Below are 17419 nucleotides of genomic sequence, written 5' to 3' on the forward strand. Positions count from 1 at the left end.
CTCAGCCCTCGCGCGTCGAAACTGCGTTGGCCGGAACGGGTCCGATAATTGCGGCCAAATCGCGTCGAAAGCCAAATGCAATGTAAAGTTTCGCCATCACAAACATTGGTCCAAGCATCAGATGATTTGGGAACGTGAACAGCGACGGTTCGCGTCCCTCGAACACTTGGTGGCCAATGGTTTGCGCGGCGAGGCCAAGCACAATCAGTACGCCAAATATAGACCACATCGTGGCGGTATCCGAGTGACTTGCAATTGTTGCGGCAATCGAAAGAGGTATCACCGCCGCCACCAGGATTCCGATGCCGAGAGCCGCGTCGAGTAACAGCCAATAGACGAAGCACGGCACCGCCAGAAGCGCCCCGAGGGTGACCGGAACACCGAGAATGTAGAACTTCTGCAGGCTCAGCGGCAGCACCGCGCCGGTGAACAGAAGCAGGATTCCGCATACGTGCATGAACGCGTTGCGGGGGTCGCGATGGTACTCGATATAGATCGCCATTTGGCGCTTGAAAAAGTCACCCATAGTTATCGTCCTCGCGTACAGCAGGTCTGGAGCGACCGAAAACCCTATACCATTTGCCCGTCTGGGCGACAAACGGCGAGTTCGGTTCAAAGGCCGCACGGGAGCCGAGATCCGTTTGTTGGCGTGTGCCACGCCGCACAGCGACGGGTTTGCGGACTCGACGAGGGTTGTCGCGGACTGCGGGCGCTCGGCGGTCATCCGTTCAACGCATGAAGATACCGGCTGGGCCGCATCAACGCTGGAATCTCAGTACGGCGGAGGAGTTTAGCGCGGGCGAGAGCGCGCTGAATGGAACGCAGGTCGAGAAGCGATCGTCTATTTCCTGCTCGCCTTTTTCTTCGCGGGCGGTGCCGGCGTAGCGGCCGTGGGCTCGCTCTGCTCGGGCACTTTGGCAAAGGTCAGGATTTGCAGCTGCCCGTTGGCCGCTGCGGTCGGATGCGCCGGATCGAGAAGCTGCTCTTCGCCGAGGCCGATCGACTGGATCCGTTTGGCCGAAATCTTGAACGTGTTCACCAGCACGTCGCGCACCGCGTCCGCCCGACGTTGACTGAGGATCACGTTGGCTTCGCGCCTTCCGTTCGATTCGATGTGACCGACGATCAGGAACGTGTAGGGCAACAGCGAGGCATGGACGAGCGCGTCCGCCATGCGCCCGACTGTCTGGTACGATGCCGGCTGAATGATAGGCGTGTCTGCATCGAACTGGATGGGGGTCGTGAAACTCGGCAGTTTGACGAGGTCCGGCGCCACCGGCGGGCGGTTCACCGGGCCGGGATCGTTTTTGATCCTGGTCTTTGCCCGCTCCAGCACCTGCTGACGCAAGGCCGCCAGGTCGATCTCGGGCGCCGTTTCAAAGCGGTTGAGCTTGCCGACGATGTCGTCCCTGGTCGCTGGCGCCTGGGCGTTCGCCGGCGCGGCTGCGGCAAAGGCCAGAGCGGCGAGCAACAGGCCGATATGGAATTTCGCCGTTCCCATCATCGATAACCCGCCTCGCCCATGGCCTGGATGCAACGCGCGCTGACGCCCGCCGTCGTCGTCAGGCAGGGAATCGATTTGCTCGTCTCCTTGGTCGAGCCGCCGCACAGTTTGACGATCTCGCGCGAACAGGCGTTGGCAACCGTGGTGCGTGCCGCGACCCGCTTCTGGATAGCATCGAAAGCGGCGAGATAGTTGCTCTGGCACTGAGGCGACAGCGCGTCCCGGTTGCGCGAGAGACACTCCTTGAGGCGGTTCGAGTCGGGATTGACGCCGCGGCAGTTGGCGACGATTTCCGCGCCGCAGCTTTTCGCCAGCAACGCCACCGAATCGCCAAAGCTCATGGTCTCCGCCGCTGCCAGCGACGGTACCGCAACTGCGAGCATCAATGCGACAATGGAGCCCCGGACCATGCGTGCATCTGATACGGGGAAGCTGGGCACGGTCAAGACCTGTGAATGGGCGCGAGTGGCGGCGAAACGTCTCGCCCGAGAGCTCTCATGCCCGCTGCACGAAACTGTCCACTACCTTCTTCTCGCCGGCCTTCTCAAAGGCGATGGTGAGCTTGTTGCCATCGATTTTCACGACATGGCCGTAGCCGAATTTCTGGTGAAAAACGCGGTCGTCCAGTGAAAATTGCGACACTGTTCCGGTCGATTTGGCCACCAGTTCGCCTTCGATGGTCATCGGACCGCGCCGGCGCGAGAAGGTGCCGAACTCGCGCGAAGAGAACGGTGACTGCGCTTCGTCAAAGCCGCCGCGCGCGGATCCGTTGCGGCCGGCTTGGCCGCGGGCGCGGTTGGCCTGGGCGCGCTGCCAGCCCGGCGTTGCATAGCTCGAGCCGAACGCCTCGACGTCATCGAAGCGCGACGGGCCGTAGCCGCCGGCGCCGCCCCAGGCGGTGCCGCCCTTGGATTCGGTGATCTCGACATTGGCGGCCGGCAGCTCGTCGAGAAAGCGCGATGGGATGTTGGTCGACCAGGTGCCGTGAATGCGGCGGTTGGTCGCGAAATAGATCTTGGCCCGGCGACGGGCACGGGTCAGCCCGACATGGGCAAGCCGCCGCTCCTCTTCCAGCCCGGCCCGGCCCTGCTCGTCCAGCGTGCGCTGGCTCGGACACAGCCCTTCCTCCCAGCCGGGCAGAAAGACGTTTTCGAATTCGAGGCCCTTGGCCGAATGCAGCGTCATCAGCGACACCGCGTCGTCCTCGGCCTCGCTGTCACGGTCCATCACCAGCGCGATGTGCTCGAGAAAGCCCTGCAGGTTCTCGAACTCCTCCATGGAGCGCACAAGCTCTTTCAGGTTCTCCAGCCGCCCGGCGGCATCGGCAGAGCGGTCTTTCTGCCACATCTCGGTATAGCCGCTCTCGTCGAGCACGATTTCGGCCAGCTCGGTATGCGTGGTCACCTCGCGCTGGGCGCGCCAGCGGTCGAAATGGGCGATGAGCTCGCGCAGGCTGCCACGCGCCTTCGGTTTCAATTCGTCGGTCTCGACCACCGCCCGCGCCGCCTCGAACAGCGGAATGCGGCGCTTCCTGGCGTGATCGTGCAGCATCTGCACGCTGGCATCGCCCAGCCCGCGCTTGGGTACGTTGATGATGCGCTCGAACGCGAGATCGTCGGCCGGCGAGTTGATGACGCGCAGGTAGGCCAGGGCATCGCGGATTTCGGCCCGCTCGTAGAAGCGCGGGCCGCCGATCACGCGGTAGGGCAGGCCGAGGGTAACGAAGCGGTCTTCGAACTCGCGCATCTGGTAGGAGGCGCGCACCAGGATCGCGATTTCGTTGAGCCGTTCGCCCGCGCGCTGCAGCTGCTCGATCTCTTCGCCGATGCCGCGGGCTTCCTCTTCCGAGTCCCAGGCGCCCGTCACGGTCACCTTCTCGCCGTCCTCGTCCTCTGTCCGCAGCGTCTTGCCGAGCCGGCCCTCATTGTGGGCGATCAGGTGGGAGGCGGCGGCAAGGATGTGGCCGGTGGATCGATAGTTGCGCTCCAGCCGGATGACCTTGGCGCCGGGAAAATCGTGCTCGAAGCGAAGGATGTTGTCGACCTCCGCGCCGCGCCAGCCGTAGATCGACTGGTCGTCGTCGCCGACGCAGCAGATGTTCTTGGCATGGGCTTTCTCCCTCTCCCCGCTTGCTGGGTCGAGACGAGCGGAGCTCGCGCTCTGAGGGGGAGCCTCCACGAGCTCGGCCTGCGGAGAATCCTCCTCACCCGGATCGCTCAGGCGCGCAGTTGCGCTGCCGGGCAATCCGACCTCTCCCCGCACGGGGGGAGAGGTGAGCGAAGACGATGACGGTGCCTGCGAGAGCAGCCGTAGCCAGAGATACTGCGCGACGTTGGTGTCCTGATATTCGTCGACCAGGATGTACTTGAAGCGGTGCTGGTATTGCCGCAGCACGTCCGGGTGCTCGCGGAAGATGCGGATGTTCTCGAGCAGGAGATCGCCGAAGTCGGCCGCGTTCAGGATCTTGAGCCGCTCCTGGTAGCTCGCGTAAAGCTTGCCGCCCTTGCCGTTGGCGAAAACGGCGGCTTCGCCCGCCGGCACCTGGGAGGGCATCAGGCCGCGATTCTTCCAGCCGTCGATCAGTCCCGCCAGCATGCGGGCCGGCCAGCGCTTGTCGTCGATGTTCTCGGCCTGCAGGAGCTGCTTCAAAAGGCGCACCTGGTCGTCGACGTCGAGCACGGTGAAGTTGGATTTGAGCTGCGCCAGTTCGGCATGGGTGCGCAGGATGCGGCCGCCGATCGAGTGGAAGGTGCCGAGCCAGGGCATGCCTTCCACCGCCTGGCCCAGCATCTGGCCGAGGCGGAGCTTCATCTCGCGCGCGGCCTTGTTGGTGAAGGTCACCGAGAGAATCTCGCCCGGCCGTGCCCGGCCTGTCGAGAGGATGTGCGCGATGCGCGTCGTCAGCACGCGGGTCTTGCCGGTGCCGGCCCCGGCGAGCACCAGCACCGGTCCTTCCAGCGTTTCGACCGCTTCCCGCTGTTCGGGATTGAGCCCGGCGAGATATTTGGCCCCGGCCCCCGCACGGGCACGCGCGGCTATCCCGCCTGCCACGGGCTGGTGGTCGGGCACTCTGTGAGAACTGAGTTTACTCGGCTCGGTCATGCGAATCGGTCTGCCCCACGATGGCACCGCGGGAGCGTGAAAGGGAGCCTTCATAGCAGGGATTGTTGGCTATATAGGGCCGCTCCGGCCGCTTTAACAGACTTATCCGAAGCCACGCGCCAAGGTCCCGGCGACGAGCAGCCGGGTTTGTTCCTGATGGAGCGCAAATTTCGGGCGGCCGAACCCCGGAACCTTCATTTCCAGGCGAGATTGTTTCTTTCGAGAAAGGCGCGGGTCAGCCCCCGCCGATCGAAGCACAATTTGAAACGGAGGTTGCCATCATGCTCGGTTGGGTTGTTACTTTCCTGATCATTGCCCTGATCGCCGGCATTCTGGGTTTTGGCGGCATCGCGGGCGCATCCATCGAAATCGCCAAGATCATCTTCTTCATCGCGCTGGTGCTGTTCCTGGTGTCGGCCGTGGTAGGCTTGGCGCGCGGCCGCACCAGGGTCTAGCGACGCTCGCGCGACGCTAGCGTTTGGCGGGCATCCCGACGCTTCGGCCGATGCCCTCCGGGCGCGGCGCCGAACTGTGGGCGTTCGTGATGGTCTGGATGCGCTCGCGAATGTCGGGCGGAAACGGCGCGGTCTTGCGCGTGGTCATGTCGATGTGGATCGTCATGTTTTCTGAAGTCGCCGAAATCCAACCTTCGGTCGCGTGACGCAACTCCTCGAAGGTGTGCAGCCGCTTCTCGTCGCCGCCGAGGAGCCACACGTGGACCTGCACGGGATCGCCGAGTTGGATTTCGCGCAAGTATCGCACGTGGCATTCCACCGTGAAGGTGGAGCCGTTCCGTTCCTTCATGTAGCCCGGCCCGATTCCTAGCTCGAGCCATAGCTGGTCGATGGCGCGGTCGAACATCACGTTGTAGTAGGCCATGTTGAGGTGGCCGTTGTAGTCGATCCATTGCGGCTCGATCTGCATCACCGAGGAGCGAAACGGCCCACCCTGCGGCCCGGCACCATCCTTGGCAGTCATAGACGTCATCTTTCCTCCGCTTTTGCGTCCGGTCGCCTGACTTGACCGGCTACATATCCTTTGCCACGGTCTTCTGTCGGGAGGAAATTCCGTGGGTACCATCATCACAAATAATCTGCCGCGGCCGGACCCGAAGGCGCTGGCGGGCGTGCTGGAGTCGCTCGCCGCGCGGTTTGGAAACCGCCTGATCACGTCGCAAGCCGTGCGCGAGCAGCACGGCCATACCACCACCTGGCTGCCGACGCAGCCGCCGGATGGTGTGGTGTTGGCGCAGGACACAGCCGACATCCAGGACGTGGTGCGGATCTGTGCGAGGCACGGCGTGCCCGTGATTGCCTTCGGCACCGGAACCTCGCTGGAAGGGCAGGTCAATGCGCCTGGCGGCGGCATCTGCATCGACCTGCGCGACATGAACCGCGTGCTCGAAGTCCACGCCGAGGATCTCGATTGCGTCATCCAGCCCGGCGTCACGCGCAAGGCGCTGAACGAGCATTTGCGCGACCAGGGCCTGTTCTTCCCGATCGATCCCGGCGCTGACGCCTCGCTCGGGGGCATGGCCTCGACGCGCGCCTCGGGCACCAATGCGGTGCGCTACGGCACGATGCGCGAGAACGTACTGGCCCTGAAGGTCGTGCGCGGCGACGGAGAGATCATCACGACCGGAACGCGGGCCAAGAAGTCCTCTGCCGGCTACGACCTGACGCATCTCTTTGTCGGTGCCGAGGGCACTCTCGGCATCATCTCCGAACTCACCATTCGCCTGCGCGGCATCCCCGAGACCATTGCGGCGGCAGCCTGTTCATTTGCGACGGTGCGCGGCGCCTGCCAGGCCGTCATCCTCGCGATCCAGACCGGCATTCCGGTTGCCCGCATCGAGCTGCTCAATGTCGAGCAGGTGAAGGCCTGCAACTCGTATTCCAAGCTGACGCTGCCGGAGACGCCGCTATTGCTGCTGGAATTCCACGGTACGGCCATCGAGGTGGGCGAGCAATCCAAGGCGTTCGGCGAGATCGCGCGGGAATGCGGCGGCGGTGATTTCACCTGGACCACCAAGCCGGAGGACCGCACCAGGCTGTGGCAGGCGCGCCACGACGCCTATTGGGCCGTCAAGGCCCTGCGGCCCGGCGCCGGCGTGGTCGCAACCGACGTTTGCGTGCCGATCTCGCGCCTGGCCGATTGTGTCACCGAGACAGAGGACGACCTGAAACGGTTGAACCTGCTGTCGCCGATCGTCGGCCATGTCGGTGACGGCAATTTCCACTGCTCGCTGGCGTGCGATGTAAACGACCCCGAGGAAATGGCGCGCGGCGAGGAATTCATGCACCGTCTGGTCGAGCGCGCGCAGTCGATGGGCGGCACCTGCACAGGCGAGCACGGCATCGGGCAAGGCAAGCAGAAATATCTGAAAGCCGAGCTCGGCCAGGAGGCGCTGGATGCGATGCGGGCGCTCAAACGCGCGCTGGACCCGCAAAACATCTTCAATCCTGGCAAGATCCTGCCGGCGGGCTAGCGTTCGCGACCCACTTCTCGGGGCAAACCTTTACTACGGCGCCGTCGTCCGCGCAGGTACTTGCGGAACTTTCGGTTCCCATGGCGGTTCCCATTCCCGTCACTTTCCGATGTCTCAATGGAAGCGGGCGTGCGGGAGGGTGCGATGGTCAGACCGGTCGTTGGGATTGCTGCGATTGCGCTTGCAACACTGCTGGTGGGCGCGGCTCTGGCGAAAGGTGGCGGCCACGGCGGCGGTCATGGGGGCGGCCATGGCGGCGGACACCATGGAGGAGGCCACCTTGGCGGCCATGGCTTCGGTCGCGCGCATTTCGGGGGCGGGCATCATGGTGGCGCGGGGTTTGCGGCCCGCCGCTCGTTTTCGAGGGTGGGCGTGCGGCATGGCGCGAGCTTGGGTCAGATCCGCAACGCGGCGGTGCGGCCGTCCAGCATGCGGAGTGCGCTGAACTCGCTGTCCCGCTCCGGCGGCTTGCGCAACGGTCGTCTGCTCGTGAACCCAGCGGCGCGGACCCAGCTCGTTGCGGCGGCGGCTCTGGCCGGCTGGCATGGCGCCTACGGAGCCGGCGGATGGTGGCGGCACCCGGGCGGTGGCTACGGGTGGGTCGGCCCGTTGTTCTGGCCGTTCGCCTATTACGACGTCTATGACTACCTGATCTGGGGCGACCCCGGTTTCTGGGGCTACGGCTATCCCGACATTTATGCCGGAATTTTCGCCCCCTATGGCTACAACGGCCTCGCCGGCTATTTGCCGCCGCAATCGCGCGGACGCAGGCACGTGCGCGGTGTCCGGCTTGACCAGCTTTGCTGCAATGACAGCCGCGACATAGCCGGCCTGCCGATCGATCAGATCGCGGCGGCGGTTCAGCCGACCGAAGCGCAAGGTGCGGCCCTGGACGAACTCGCGAACGCATCGATCCAGGCGGCCCAACTCATTCGCAACGCCTGTCCGACGCAGGTTGCAGCGACGGCGCCGGGACGGCTTGCCGCGATGCAGCAACGCATCGAGGCGATGATCAGCGCGGTAGCCTTGGTGCAGCCGCCGATGGACAGGTTCTACGGCTTGCTGACTGACGAGCAGAAGGAGCGGTTCAACGCACTGGCCGCGGACCAGCGCGGCAAGGCCGCTGCCAAAAACGCCGACCCCTCACTGGTTGAGAGCTGCGGCGCGCCTTCCGGCGCGCGTGAGTGGCCGCGCAGCGAGATCGAGGCCAAGCTGCGTCCGAACGATACCCAGCGCGCGGCACTGGAGGTGCTTCAGGATACCAGCGCGAAGGCCAGCGACGCGCTCAAGGCGACATGCCAGCCGAACGAGATCAGGACTCCGCCCGCGCGGCTCGCCGCTGTCAGCAAGAGGCTCGATATGATGCTGGATGCGGTCAAATCGGTGCGGGCGGCGCTTGAGGATTTCTATGCCACGCTCGACGACGAGCAGAAGGCGCAGTTCGAGGCCATCGGTCCGCGACGAACCTCGTGATGCACGGCCGCTTTCCGGCATCGACCGAAGCGGCTCGCCTGCCGCGGCGCCGTCCTCTATGTTGAGCACCCGAGGGATGGGCGATGGGGTGGTTTCAAGAGCACAAAGGCCCTGAGATCTGGGAAGAGGCCATCGAGCTTCCGCTCGGTGATATCGACGCCGCGCAGCGCATCCGCGACATCTGCCGTTCGGCGGCCGACAGTGCCGAAAACGCCGGCTCGCAGGCGCAGCCGGACAAGAAGAGCCGACAACACCGCGAGCGCTTTCAACGGGCGGCGAAGGCCGCGATGGAAATCGCGATCAACATTTCCGACGATCTGATGCGTGATGCCTCGGTCAGCCAGATCGTGGAGCTGTGCATGAAGGCCGACGATCTGCGAACCGCCCGGATCCTGGTGCGCGCCATTCAGTCCGTGTCGATCCGGGAGGATGCTTTGAAAACGCACCCGATGCTACGGGAATGAGAATGCTCGCAGGCTTTCGCCTGCGAGCAGGACTGCCGTTACCTGTAGTCGTGGTGGCGCATGCCGCCGCGTCCGCCGCTGCCGAGGCCAATCCCGACCCCGATGCCGATGCGCCGCGTGACGAGGGGTGGCGGAATGTACCTTGGCGGCGGCGGACGGCGCTCGATCATAACCACGGCCGGCGGCGGCCGGCGCCTTGGGGTATCGACCACCCGGTTCCTCGGCGGCGGGGTATCGTCGACGCGCTTCCTGGTCGGAGTGATGGTCGGCGCTGCCGGCGCTTGCGGCGTAGAGCAGGGGCAGGTCGGTCCCAGCGCTACGTTGACCGGCGGCGTCAGCGAGGCGGTCGCGCCGAAGGAGCGGTTGCGCACGCGTTCCATCAATCTGCGCGCGGTTGCGGCGAGATCGCTGCCTGCATAGTTCGTCAGGAAAGTCTCGTACGAGGCGCGGGTATTGATCTCGACTGCGGTCTGCCAGGCGATCATCTCGCGTCGGCGCTCCAGGAGCGAGCGCACGCGCGGCGTATAGGCGGCTTGCGCGAACAGCTCGATATAGGCCTGGTAGGCGACCACGCTGTCGTCGGCGATCACGAGCTCAAAGGCAGCCTTCGGGTCTTTGCCGCTCAGTGAGCGCTTCCAGTCATCGACGCTGCGCGTTACGCTCGCCGAAGCGGACGATGACGGCCTCGACGCCGTTGTTTCCGGCTGGCTGCCTCCGGCTGGGAAGAACTTGAAGTCGGTCGTCAGCGACGAGCTCTCCCAGGGGATTTGCCGTCCGTCAGTCGCCTGGTTCACGGCGACACGGATGCGCTTGAAGACCTCCTCGATCGGCAGGTTCGGTTCCTTCGCGGCCGAAAGCACGGCTGTGGTGTACGGACTATCGACGCCGCTGCCGTCTTCCGCCTCCGCGCCCGGCGAAGTCGAGTAGGAAATGAAGGAGCCCGGCGCGCCGGCCTTGGTGTCGACGATGGCAAGGCCATGGCCGGCCCGGTTGAGCGCCGGGAAAGGATTGTTGCGGCAGGCGTCGAGCATGAAGATGCGCGCGCGGGTCGGCAGCGCACCGAGCGTATTCATCATGTCGTTGAGCCGCACGCCCTGCAGCGGAATGTCGGCTTCGCGTTTCGGATCGAGATCGACCGGCACGAGATAGTTTTCGCCGTCAATCTGCAGCCCGTGCCCGGCATAGAACACGAGCGCAACCGTATCGGCGCCGCCGGCCGAGACCTTGCCGGCGAACTCGCTGATCGCCTGGCGCATTTCGTTCTGCGCGAGATTGGGGGCCGAGGTCACGCTGAAGCCGGCACCGGTCAGCAGCTCTGCCATGCCCTTGGCGTCATTGGCGGCATTGGGCAATTCCGGCACGGCGCGATAGGCCGACTGACCGATCACCAGAGCCAGCCGCGTCTCGGCGCTGGCATCGTGCAGCGTCACGATCTGCGAGAAGGCGAACAATGCTGAAGCAAGCAATAGCTTGCGGAAGGCTGGTCGGGGCATGGCATTCCCTCTATGGGCGTTGACCCGGATGGAGCCGGCTGTTTCTAGACGACCATGCATTCGCCGTCTGTGCGCTGGGTCACTCATGTTGCGCGGCGAGATGGGACGGCTGTGCTGTCAATCCTTCTCGAGCAAGGCGTGAGCCAGGCCGCGATCCCACGGCGGCTCGGGCGAAAACCGCACGGCGAGAAAATCGATGAAGACGCGGACTTTGGCCGGCGGCCGGAGGTCGGGGAGGTAGACCGCGTAATCCGACCCGCCCGACCAGTTCATTCCGCTCGCGGAGGAAAGCGGCCTGATCGTTCCCATCGGCGAATGGGTGCTGCGGCGCGCCTGCGAGGATGCGGTCTCCTGGCCGTCCGAGGTCAAGGTCGCCGTGAACCTGTCGCCGGTGCAGTTCAAGGAGGCCGAGCTGTTCAATGTCATCTGCTCGGCATTGCGGGATTCCGGCCTGCCGCCCGGACGCCTTGAAATTGAGGTTACCGAATCCGTCCTGCGGGAACGGGGCTCAGAAAATCATGCCTTCATGGAACGGCTCAGGAGCATCGGGGTCGGGTTCGCTCTCGATGACTTCGACACCGGCTATTCGTCCCTGAGCTATCTGACCGCGTTTCCGTTCGACAAGATCAAGATCGACAAATCGTTTATTCGGAATCTGACGCAGCGTCACCGAAGCTCCGCGATCATCTCGCCGATCGTGACTCTGGCCCAAGGCCTCGACATTTCGGTGACCCCCGAAGGGGTGGAAACGGTGGAGCAGTTCGAGACGCTGAAAGCGCTTGGCGTCAATTTCGCCCAGGGCTCCCTGCTCGGCCGACCGCAGCCGATCGACGAGCTCGAAGCGGAGCGGCGGTCCTGCCATTCGCGTTTGGACGCTGCCTGACGAGCTGTTCTTCAATTGGTTGTTTCGCCAGGCATCGCGGAATTCGCCTGGGTTGCGGCTGGGATGAACCGGATGTCATCGCGCTGCAACTGGTTTGCGCGAAAAGGGCTTGACCAGATCGTCCCGGGATGGTGCGAAGGACCGTCTAGGGATGAAACAAACCAAAAATGCGACTTCCGTTCTTCTACGGCTGGATCGTGGTCGCGGTGACCTTCGTCACCATGGCCATCGGCGTCAACGCGCGCACGGCCTTTTCACTGTTCTTTCCGCCCATCATCTCCGAGTTCGGCTGGGAGCGCGGCGTTACCGCCGGCGCATTCTCGTTCGGCTTCGTGGTCTCCGGCGTCGTCAGTCCCCTGATCGGTCGCTTGATGGATCGCGGCGGGCCGAGGGCCCTGATGGAGCTCGGTGTTGCGCTGATGGCGGGCGGCCTGCTGCTCGCCCCGCTTACCCGCGAGCCGTGGCATCTGTACGTGACCATCGGGGTCATGGTCGGGGCCGGCAGCGTCTGCATGGGCTATTCCGGCCAGTCGCTGTTCCTGCCGAACTGGTTCATCCGCAAGCGCGGTTTCGCCATGGGCATCGCATTCGCCGGAGTTGGCATCGGCTCGGTGACCCTGCTGCCCTGGGTGCAGCTTATGATCGAGCAGACGGGCTGGCGCACCGCCTGCACGGCAATGGGCATCCTCGTGCTGATTGTGCTGGCGCCGATCAACCTGTTGCTGCGCAAGCGTCCCGAAGATCTCGGCCTTCAGCCGGACGGCGATGCTGCGCCGCATGCCACATCGGCCAAGCCGGTCTCGAATGTCGTTGATGCGGGGTGGGCCGGGACCGACTGGACGCTCAGGCGCGCGATGCGCACCGCGCGATTCTGGTGGATTGCGCTCGGTTACTTCTGCGGCCTGTACATCTGGTACGCCGTGCAGGTGCATCAGACCAAGTTCCTGCTCGATATCGGCTTTAGTCCGGCTGTTGCGGTCTGGGCGCTTGGCGTCGTCAGCCTGCTCGGCATTCCCGGCCAGATTCTGCTTGGTCACGTGTCCGACCGGATCGGACGGGAGTGGATCTGGGCCGCGGGCTGCGCAGGGTTCGCGATCTGCTTCGCAGCGTTGGTCGCGCTGAAATATGTGCCGACGCTGCCGCTGGTCTACCTGATGGTATTCACCCAAGGCGCGCTCGGCTACGGGCTGACTTCCATCATGGGCGCGATCGTGCTCGAAATATTCCAGGGCAGGCAATATGGCAGCATCTTCGGAACGATCATGCTGATGGCTCTCGCCGGCGGCGCCGCCGGTCCCTGGATGACTGGCCTGCTATACGATCTGACCGGGAGCTACACGGTGGCCTTTGCGATCGCGATCGCGGTGAGCGCGTTATCGGCGCTCTCGATCTGGCAGGCCTCACCGCGAAAGGTGCGCGCCGTCGCCGGCAGGTTGCACAAGCTCCAGCCCGAAACCGGCGCCGGATAGCGCTCCTGTGCACTTGCAGATCGCGTCCGTGCGAGGCGGCGCTCCTCGCCGACCCCGCATCGTAATACCGCGTCGCCAGCAATGGCCGAGAGCGTTCGCGGAATCTTAAGCATATCGATACTTCTTGCGGTTGAGAGAACACCAGAGAACACCTTGGACACCATCTGGCCGCTAGGCTGGCTGAAATCGAGGCGCCTAAACATTTTGTGAACTTGCCGGACCAAACGATGTCCGCTGACGATTGTCCCGTGGTCGAATTGTCGGAAGTTCTGCCGGCTGCGCTTGAGCAGGCAGACCAGGGCGTTGTGATCGTCGACGGCGACCACCGGGTCGCCGGATTCAATTCAGCTGCAGAGCGGATCTGGGAGCTGGATCGTGCTGCGGTGCTGGGCTGCGACGCAGGTCGCCTTGGGCTCAAGCATTTGTCTGCGCCCGCAGAGGGCGGTCCGGCGTGCGGCGAGAATTGTGCCGAGGTTCGGCGCTACGAAATTGCCATCCCGCACACCCACGGCGGAAACACCCGCGCGGAGGTGTCAGTCTCGTACGTGGAGAGTGCTGGCAAAACCACGCACGTGGCCTTTGTCCGCGACATCACTACCCAAGTCGAGCAGCGCGAGAGGATCGAGCTGCTTACCTCCGTGGCCGACAAGACCAGCCGTGCGATCGTCGTCGCCGATCCCGATCTGAAGATTCGCTATGCCAACGCCGCGTTCGCGGCACTCCTCGGTTACTCGCTCGAAGAGGTGCGGGGGCGGAGCGCAACCGCGCTGCTGGCCGGACCCTGTACCGATCGCAAGGCGATTGCCAGAGTGAGGCGCCACCTCCGCAAGCGGGAAAGCGGCGAGGTGGATCTCCTCGTCTACAGCAAGGACGGCGAGGAAATCTGGGCCTCACTTACCCTCGGCGTCTCGCGCGACGACAACGGTCAGACTCGGCACGTTTTCGCCCTGCTGAGCGATATCAGCGAAACCAGGCAGCTGTGGTCGCTGCAGCAGTTGATCATGAGCGCGCTGGCCGACGAAGTTCCGATCACGCAGATCGCCGGCCGGCTGTGCAGTCGCGTCGAGGAGATCGCGCCCGATGTCGTGTGCTCGCTGCTCCATGTTGACGCCGACGGACTGCTCCACCCGTTGGGCAGCCCCAGCCTTCCGGAGGAATATTCGCGGGCACTGGACGGTGTTGCCATCGGTCCCGACATCGGGTCGTGCGGATCTGCCGCGTTCTACGGCAAGCCGGTCCTGGCGATGGATATCGATGCGGACCCGCGTTGGCAGCCGTACAAGGCAATGCCGCTCCAGGTCGGATTGCGCGCCTGCTGGTCCACTCCGATCAAGGCCAGGGATGGCCGGGTCATTGCAACCTTTGCCTTCTATTTCAGAGAATGCCGCGCGCCGAGCCGCTGGCACCGGCGGATCGTCGAGGCCTGCGTCCAACTCGGTGCCCTGGCCATCGAGCGCAAGGAAGCGCGGGCCGAGATCGCGCGGCTCGCCTACCACGACACTCTGACCGGCCTGCCGAACCGCGCTCAGTTGCGTCACCTGATTGCGGCGGCGATCGAAACGTGCCCCGTGGGCAGCCACGTTGCGCTGGCGTTTCTCGACGTCGATCACTTCAAGGACGTGAACGATACGCTGGGGCATGCGGCTGGCGACGAAGTTCTGGTCGAACTCGCGGAACGCCTGCGCGCCCAGATCCAGCCGGAACACATGCTGGGCCGGCTGGGCGGTGACGAGTTCGTCGTGCTGCTGCCCGACTGCGATGCCGAGGGCGCCTTGCGTATCATCACCAGGATCACTCAGGCGCTGGCTTCACCGCTGAGGATCGGAACCAGGCAGGTACCGATGTCCGCCAGCATCGGCATCAGCCTCTATCCGGACAACGCCACCGACATGGATACGCTGATGCAGCAGGCGGACGCGGCCATGTACAAGGCGAAAGAGGCCGGGCGGTGCACCTACGTCCTGTTCAGCCCCGACATGAACGGAGTCGCCGAGCAGCGCCTGATCCTCAGCGCGGCGTTGCGTCGGGCCATTTCGGAAGGTGCCTTGAGCCTCTGCTACCAGCCTCAGATCCGCACGATCGACGGCACCGTCTATGGCGTCGAGGCGCTGGCGCGCTGGCGCGATCCCATGCTCGGCGAGGTTTCGCCCGCAAAATTCATCCCGCTCGCGGAGGAGTTCGGGCTCATCGAGCGGATCGGTCTTTGGTCGTTGCGCGAAGCTTGCCGGCAAATGGCGCACTGGCGCCGTGCCGGCCTCAACATCCCGAGCGTGTCGGTGAACCTGTCCCCGATCAATTTCCAGAATGTCGGACTGGCGAAGCTGGTGTCCGGCGTCCTCGCCGAGCATGGTCTGCCGCCCGACGCGCTGATGCTCGAGATCACCGAAGGCGCCATCATGCAGGAGCGATCGGTTGCCCTCGAGAGCATGAAGGCGATCCGCGAACTCGGCGTCGGCCTGTCGCTGGACGATTTCGGCACCGGCTATTCGAGCCTGAGCCGGCTCGCCCACCTGCCAATCGGTGAGCTGAAGATCGACCGCAGTTTCATGCGCAATATCGAAAGCGATGCAAGCGCGCTGGCGATCGCCAAGGCGGTGGTGCGCGTCGGTCAGAGCTTGAACATGACGGTCGTGGCTGAAGGGGTCGAAACCGACGGACAGCGCGATGTTCTGGCGGGGCTGGGTTGCGATGTGGTCCAGGGCTTTCTGTATGCCCGGCCGCTCGATCCAGTCGCTTTCGAGCATTGGTTGATCGACCATGGCGCCGATCAGGCCAAGGCGGTGCTTGGCCGTATGGGGCGGGCTTCGTCCGGCAAATCCGCCTCGAAAGCGAGACGGTCGGCCTAGCAAGTTCCGTCTTTTTCTGCTTCTGCGCCTGGTGCCGCTGCCGCGTGTGTCCACGCCATTTGCGGGCTTGCCGATGCTCTCGGCTTGTGGGCTAATCCTGTCATAAAAACGGGAGGACGCCATGAACGAGCGCGTGCAGGGCGCCGACAGCCAGCGGCTGCTGTTCGATCCGCTCTCGTCCGACTTCATCCGGGATCCTTATCCGGCCTACGAGCGGCTGCGCTCCACCGACCCCATGCATCTGACGGCTTTCGGCGCCTTCGTGGCGAGCCGGCACGCGGAGGTGAGCCTCGTATTGCGCGACAAGCGGTTCGGCAAGGATTACATCGAACGTACCATCCGCCGCTACGGTCCGAAGATCATGGAAGAGCCGGTCTTCCGCAGCATGAGCCACTGGATGCTGCAGCAGGACCCGCCCGATCACAGCCGCCTGCGCGGGCTGGTGGTGAAGGCGTTCACCGCACGCAGGGTCGAGGACATGCGGCCGCGAATTCAGGAGATCGTCGATCAGACGATCGATGCGGTGATCGATCGCGGCCACATGGACCTGATCGAGGACTTTGCCTTCCGCCTGCCGGTCACGATCATTTGCGATATGCTGGGCATTCCCGAGGAGCACCGCGAAATCTTCTACAAGGGCTCGCGCGACGGTGGGCGCCTGCTCGATCCGGTGCCTCTGTCGCCGGAAGAAATCCGGCAGGCGAACGCGGCCAACGCCATGGCGCAGATGTATTTCCAGCAGCTGTTCGAGCTCAGGCGGCGCAATCCGGGCGATGATCTGACCACCCAGCTCGTGCAGGCGGAGGAAGACGGAGCCAAGCTTTCCAACGAGGAATTGACCGCGAACATCATCCTTCTGTTCGGCGCCGGCCATGAGACCACCGTAAATCTCATCGGCAACGGCCTCTTGGCGCTGCACCGCCATCCCGACCAGCTTGAGCTCCTCAGGGCCAATCCCGAGCTTATCCAGAATGCCATCGAGGAATTCCTTCGCTACGACTCATCGGTGCAGATGACCGGCCGGGTGGCGCTCAAGGACGTCAAGGATGTCGGGGGAAGACGGATTGCGAAGGGCGAGGCCGTTCTATGCCTGCTGGGCTCGGCCAATCGCGATCCCGCCGTCTATCCGGATCAGCCCGATCGCCTCGACATTACCCGTCCCAACGTGAAGCCGATGTCGTTCGGCGGCGGCATCCACCATTGCCTCGGCGCCCAGTTGGCGCGCATCGAGGCGGAGATCGCCATTGCCACGCTGTTACGTCGCCTGCCTCACCTGCGGATCGACGACATCGAAAATCCGGAATGGCGGCCGACCTTCGTGCTGCGCGGCCTGAAACGGCTGCCTGCCAGCTGGTGAGGCGCGTCAAGCGGTCACGCGAAGCGCTGTCACTCCGCCACACTTGCCCCTATATAGGGTGGTGCTCAGGCGCCGATCGGTGCCGAGGCGGCGCACGCTTTTGGCGCACGCCGGAACTGCCGAGGGGAGACCCGTGCAGACGACGCTGCTCGGATTGGCGATAGCCTTCATCATTGCGCTGCTGGCCGCGCTGATCGGGCCGTACTTCATCGACTGGAATCAGTTCCGCCCCCAGTTCGAGGCCGAAGCGACGCGGATCATCGGCACGCCGGTGCACGTCGGCGGCGAGCTTGACGCGCGCCTGTTGCCGACGCCGACCCTGCGCCTGCGCTCGGTGACG

15 protein-coding genes and 1 pseudogene are annotated in these 17419 nt (G+C 64.4%); 9 read left to right on the plus strand and 7 right to left on the minus strand.

Translation table 11 applies throughout. The annotated features are described in order from the left end of the window. Position 1: 1 nt before the first annotated feature. The 4 genes from HY852_RS20460 to HY852_RS20475 form a co-directional block, all read right to left on the minus strand. Complete coding sequence (locus HY852_RS20460) at positions 2 to 526, minus strand: DUF962 domain-containing protein (RefSeq protein ID WP_291606632.1); 525 nt, start codon at positions 524 to 526, stop codon at positions 2 to 4. Positions 527 to 841: 315 nt separating this feature from the next. Beyond that, entirely contained in the window at positions 842 to 1504 is a 663-nt protein-coding gene (locus HY852_RS20465; protein ID WP_291606634.1) for an OmpA family protein, read from the minus strand. Beyond that, positions 1501 to 1914, minus strand: a complete 414-nt coding sequence (locus HY852_RS20470) for a hypothetical protein (RefSeq protein WP_291606635.1) — start codon at positions 1912 to 1914, stop codon at positions 1501 to 1503. Before HY852_RS20470 ends, HY852_RS20465 begins: the two co-directional genes overlap by 4 nt. Before the next feature lie 85 nt (positions 1915 to 1999). After that, positions 2000 to 4606, minus strand: a complete 2607-nt coding sequence (locus HY852_RS20475; protein WP_291606636.1) for an ATP-dependent helicase — start codon at positions 4604 to 4606, stop codon at positions 2000 to 2002. A 281-nt stretch (positions 4607 to 4887) separates the two neighbouring features. On the opposite strand from HY852_RS20475, the gene HY852_RS20480 reads away from it, so the two are divergent. Then, positions 4888 to 5061, plus strand: coding sequence for a DUF1328 domain-containing protein (locus HY852_RS20480; protein ID WP_291606637.1), 174 nt, complete (start codon positions 4888 to 4890; stop codon positions 5059 to 5061). A gap of 16 nt (positions 5062 to 5077) precedes the next feature. Here the strand turns inward: HY852_RS20480 and HY852_RS20485 are convergent, their stop codons facing one another. Continuing rightward, positions 5078 to 5584 carry a thioesterase family protein gene (locus HY852_RS20485; RefSeq protein WP_291606647.1) on the minus strand — a complete coding sequence of 169 codons (507 nt, stop codon included), beginning with the start codon at positions 5582 to 5584 and terminating at the stop codon, positions 5078 to 5080. Between the two features lie 91 nt (positions 5585 to 5675). Between HY852_RS20485 and HY852_RS20490 the strand changes: the two genes are divergently transcribed. The 3 genes from HY852_RS20490 to HY852_RS20500 all read left to right on the plus strand — a co-directional run bounded on the left by HY852_RS20490 (position 5676) and on the right by HY852_RS20500 (position 9031). After that, positions 5676 to 7094, plus strand: a complete 1419-nt coding sequence (locus tag HY852_RS20490) for an FAD-linked oxidase C-terminal domain-containing protein (protein ID WP_291606638.1) — start codon at positions 5676 to 5678, stop codon at positions 7092 to 7094. Positions 7095 to 7238: 144 nt separating this feature from the next. Then, the gene (locus HY852_RS20495; protein ID WP_291606639.1) at positions 7239 to 8567 is read left to right on the plus strand and encodes a Spy/CpxP family protein refolding chaperone; all 1329 of its coding nucleotides are present in this window, start codon (positions 7239 to 7241) and stop codon (positions 8565 to 8567) included. 83 nt (positions 8568 to 8650) lie between these two features. Next, positions 8651 to 9031, plus strand: coding sequence for a hypothetical protein (locus HY852_RS20500; RefSeq protein ID WP_291606640.1), 381 nt, complete (start codon positions 8651 to 8653; stop codon positions 9029 to 9031). Between the two features lie 38 nt (positions 9032 to 9069). On the opposite strand, the gene HY852_RS20505 is transcribed toward HY852_RS20500, so the two are convergent. Both HY852_RS20505 and HY852_RS20510 read right to left on the minus strand, forming a co-directional pair. Next, on the minus strand, positions 9070 to 10524 hold the full coding sequence (locus tag HY852_RS20505; RefSeq protein WP_291606641.1) for a caspase family protein: 1455 nt from the start codon (positions 10522 to 10524) through the stop codon (positions 9070 to 9072). Positions 10525 to 10641: 117 nt separating this feature from the next. Continuing rightward, the gene (locus HY852_RS20510) at positions 10642 to 10797 is read right to left on the minus strand and encodes a hypothetical protein (protein ID WP_291606648.1); all 156 of its coding nucleotides are present in this window, start codon (positions 10795 to 10797) and stop codon (positions 10642 to 10644) included. Here HY852_RS20510 and HY852_RS20515 point away from each other — a divergent pair. The 5 genes and pseudogenes from HY852_RS20515 to HY852_RS20535 all read left to right on the plus strand — a co-directional run. Then, positions 10781 to 11407 (plus strand): annotated as a pseudogene (locus tag HY852_RS20515) (EAL domain-containing protein); the annotation flags it as partial. The gene HY852_RS20510 and the pseudogene HY852_RS20515 overlap by 17 nt on opposite strands. 167 nt (positions 11408 to 11574) lie before the next feature. Next, on the plus strand, positions 11575 to 12876 hold the full coding sequence (locus tag HY852_RS20520) for an MFS transporter (protein WP_291606642.1): 1302 nt from the start codon (positions 11575 to 11577) through the stop codon (positions 12874 to 12876). A 227-nt stretch (positions 12877 to 13103) separates the two neighbouring features. Next, positions 13104 to 15722, plus strand: a complete 2619-nt coding sequence (locus tag HY852_RS20525; protein ID WP_291606643.1) for an EAL domain-containing protein — start codon at positions 13104 to 13106, stop codon at positions 15720 to 15722. A gap of 121 nt (positions 15723 to 15843) precedes the next feature. Further along, positions 15844 to 17079 (plus strand): cytochrome P450, encoded by a 1236-nt coding sequence (locus HY852_RS20530; protein WP_291606644.1) that lies wholly within the window; start codon positions 15844 to 15846, stop codon positions 17077 to 17079. A gap of 133 nt (positions 17080 to 17212) precedes the next feature. Continuing rightward, on the plus strand, positions 17213 to 17419 hold a 207-nt coding region (locus HY852_RS20535), incomplete at its 3' end, for an AsmA family protein (RefSeq protein ID WP_291606645.1).

Source organism: Bradyrhizobium sp., assembly GCF_016213215.1.
GTDB lineage: Bacteria > Pseudomonadota > Alphaproteobacteria > Rhizobiales > Xanthobacteraceae > Bradyrhizobium.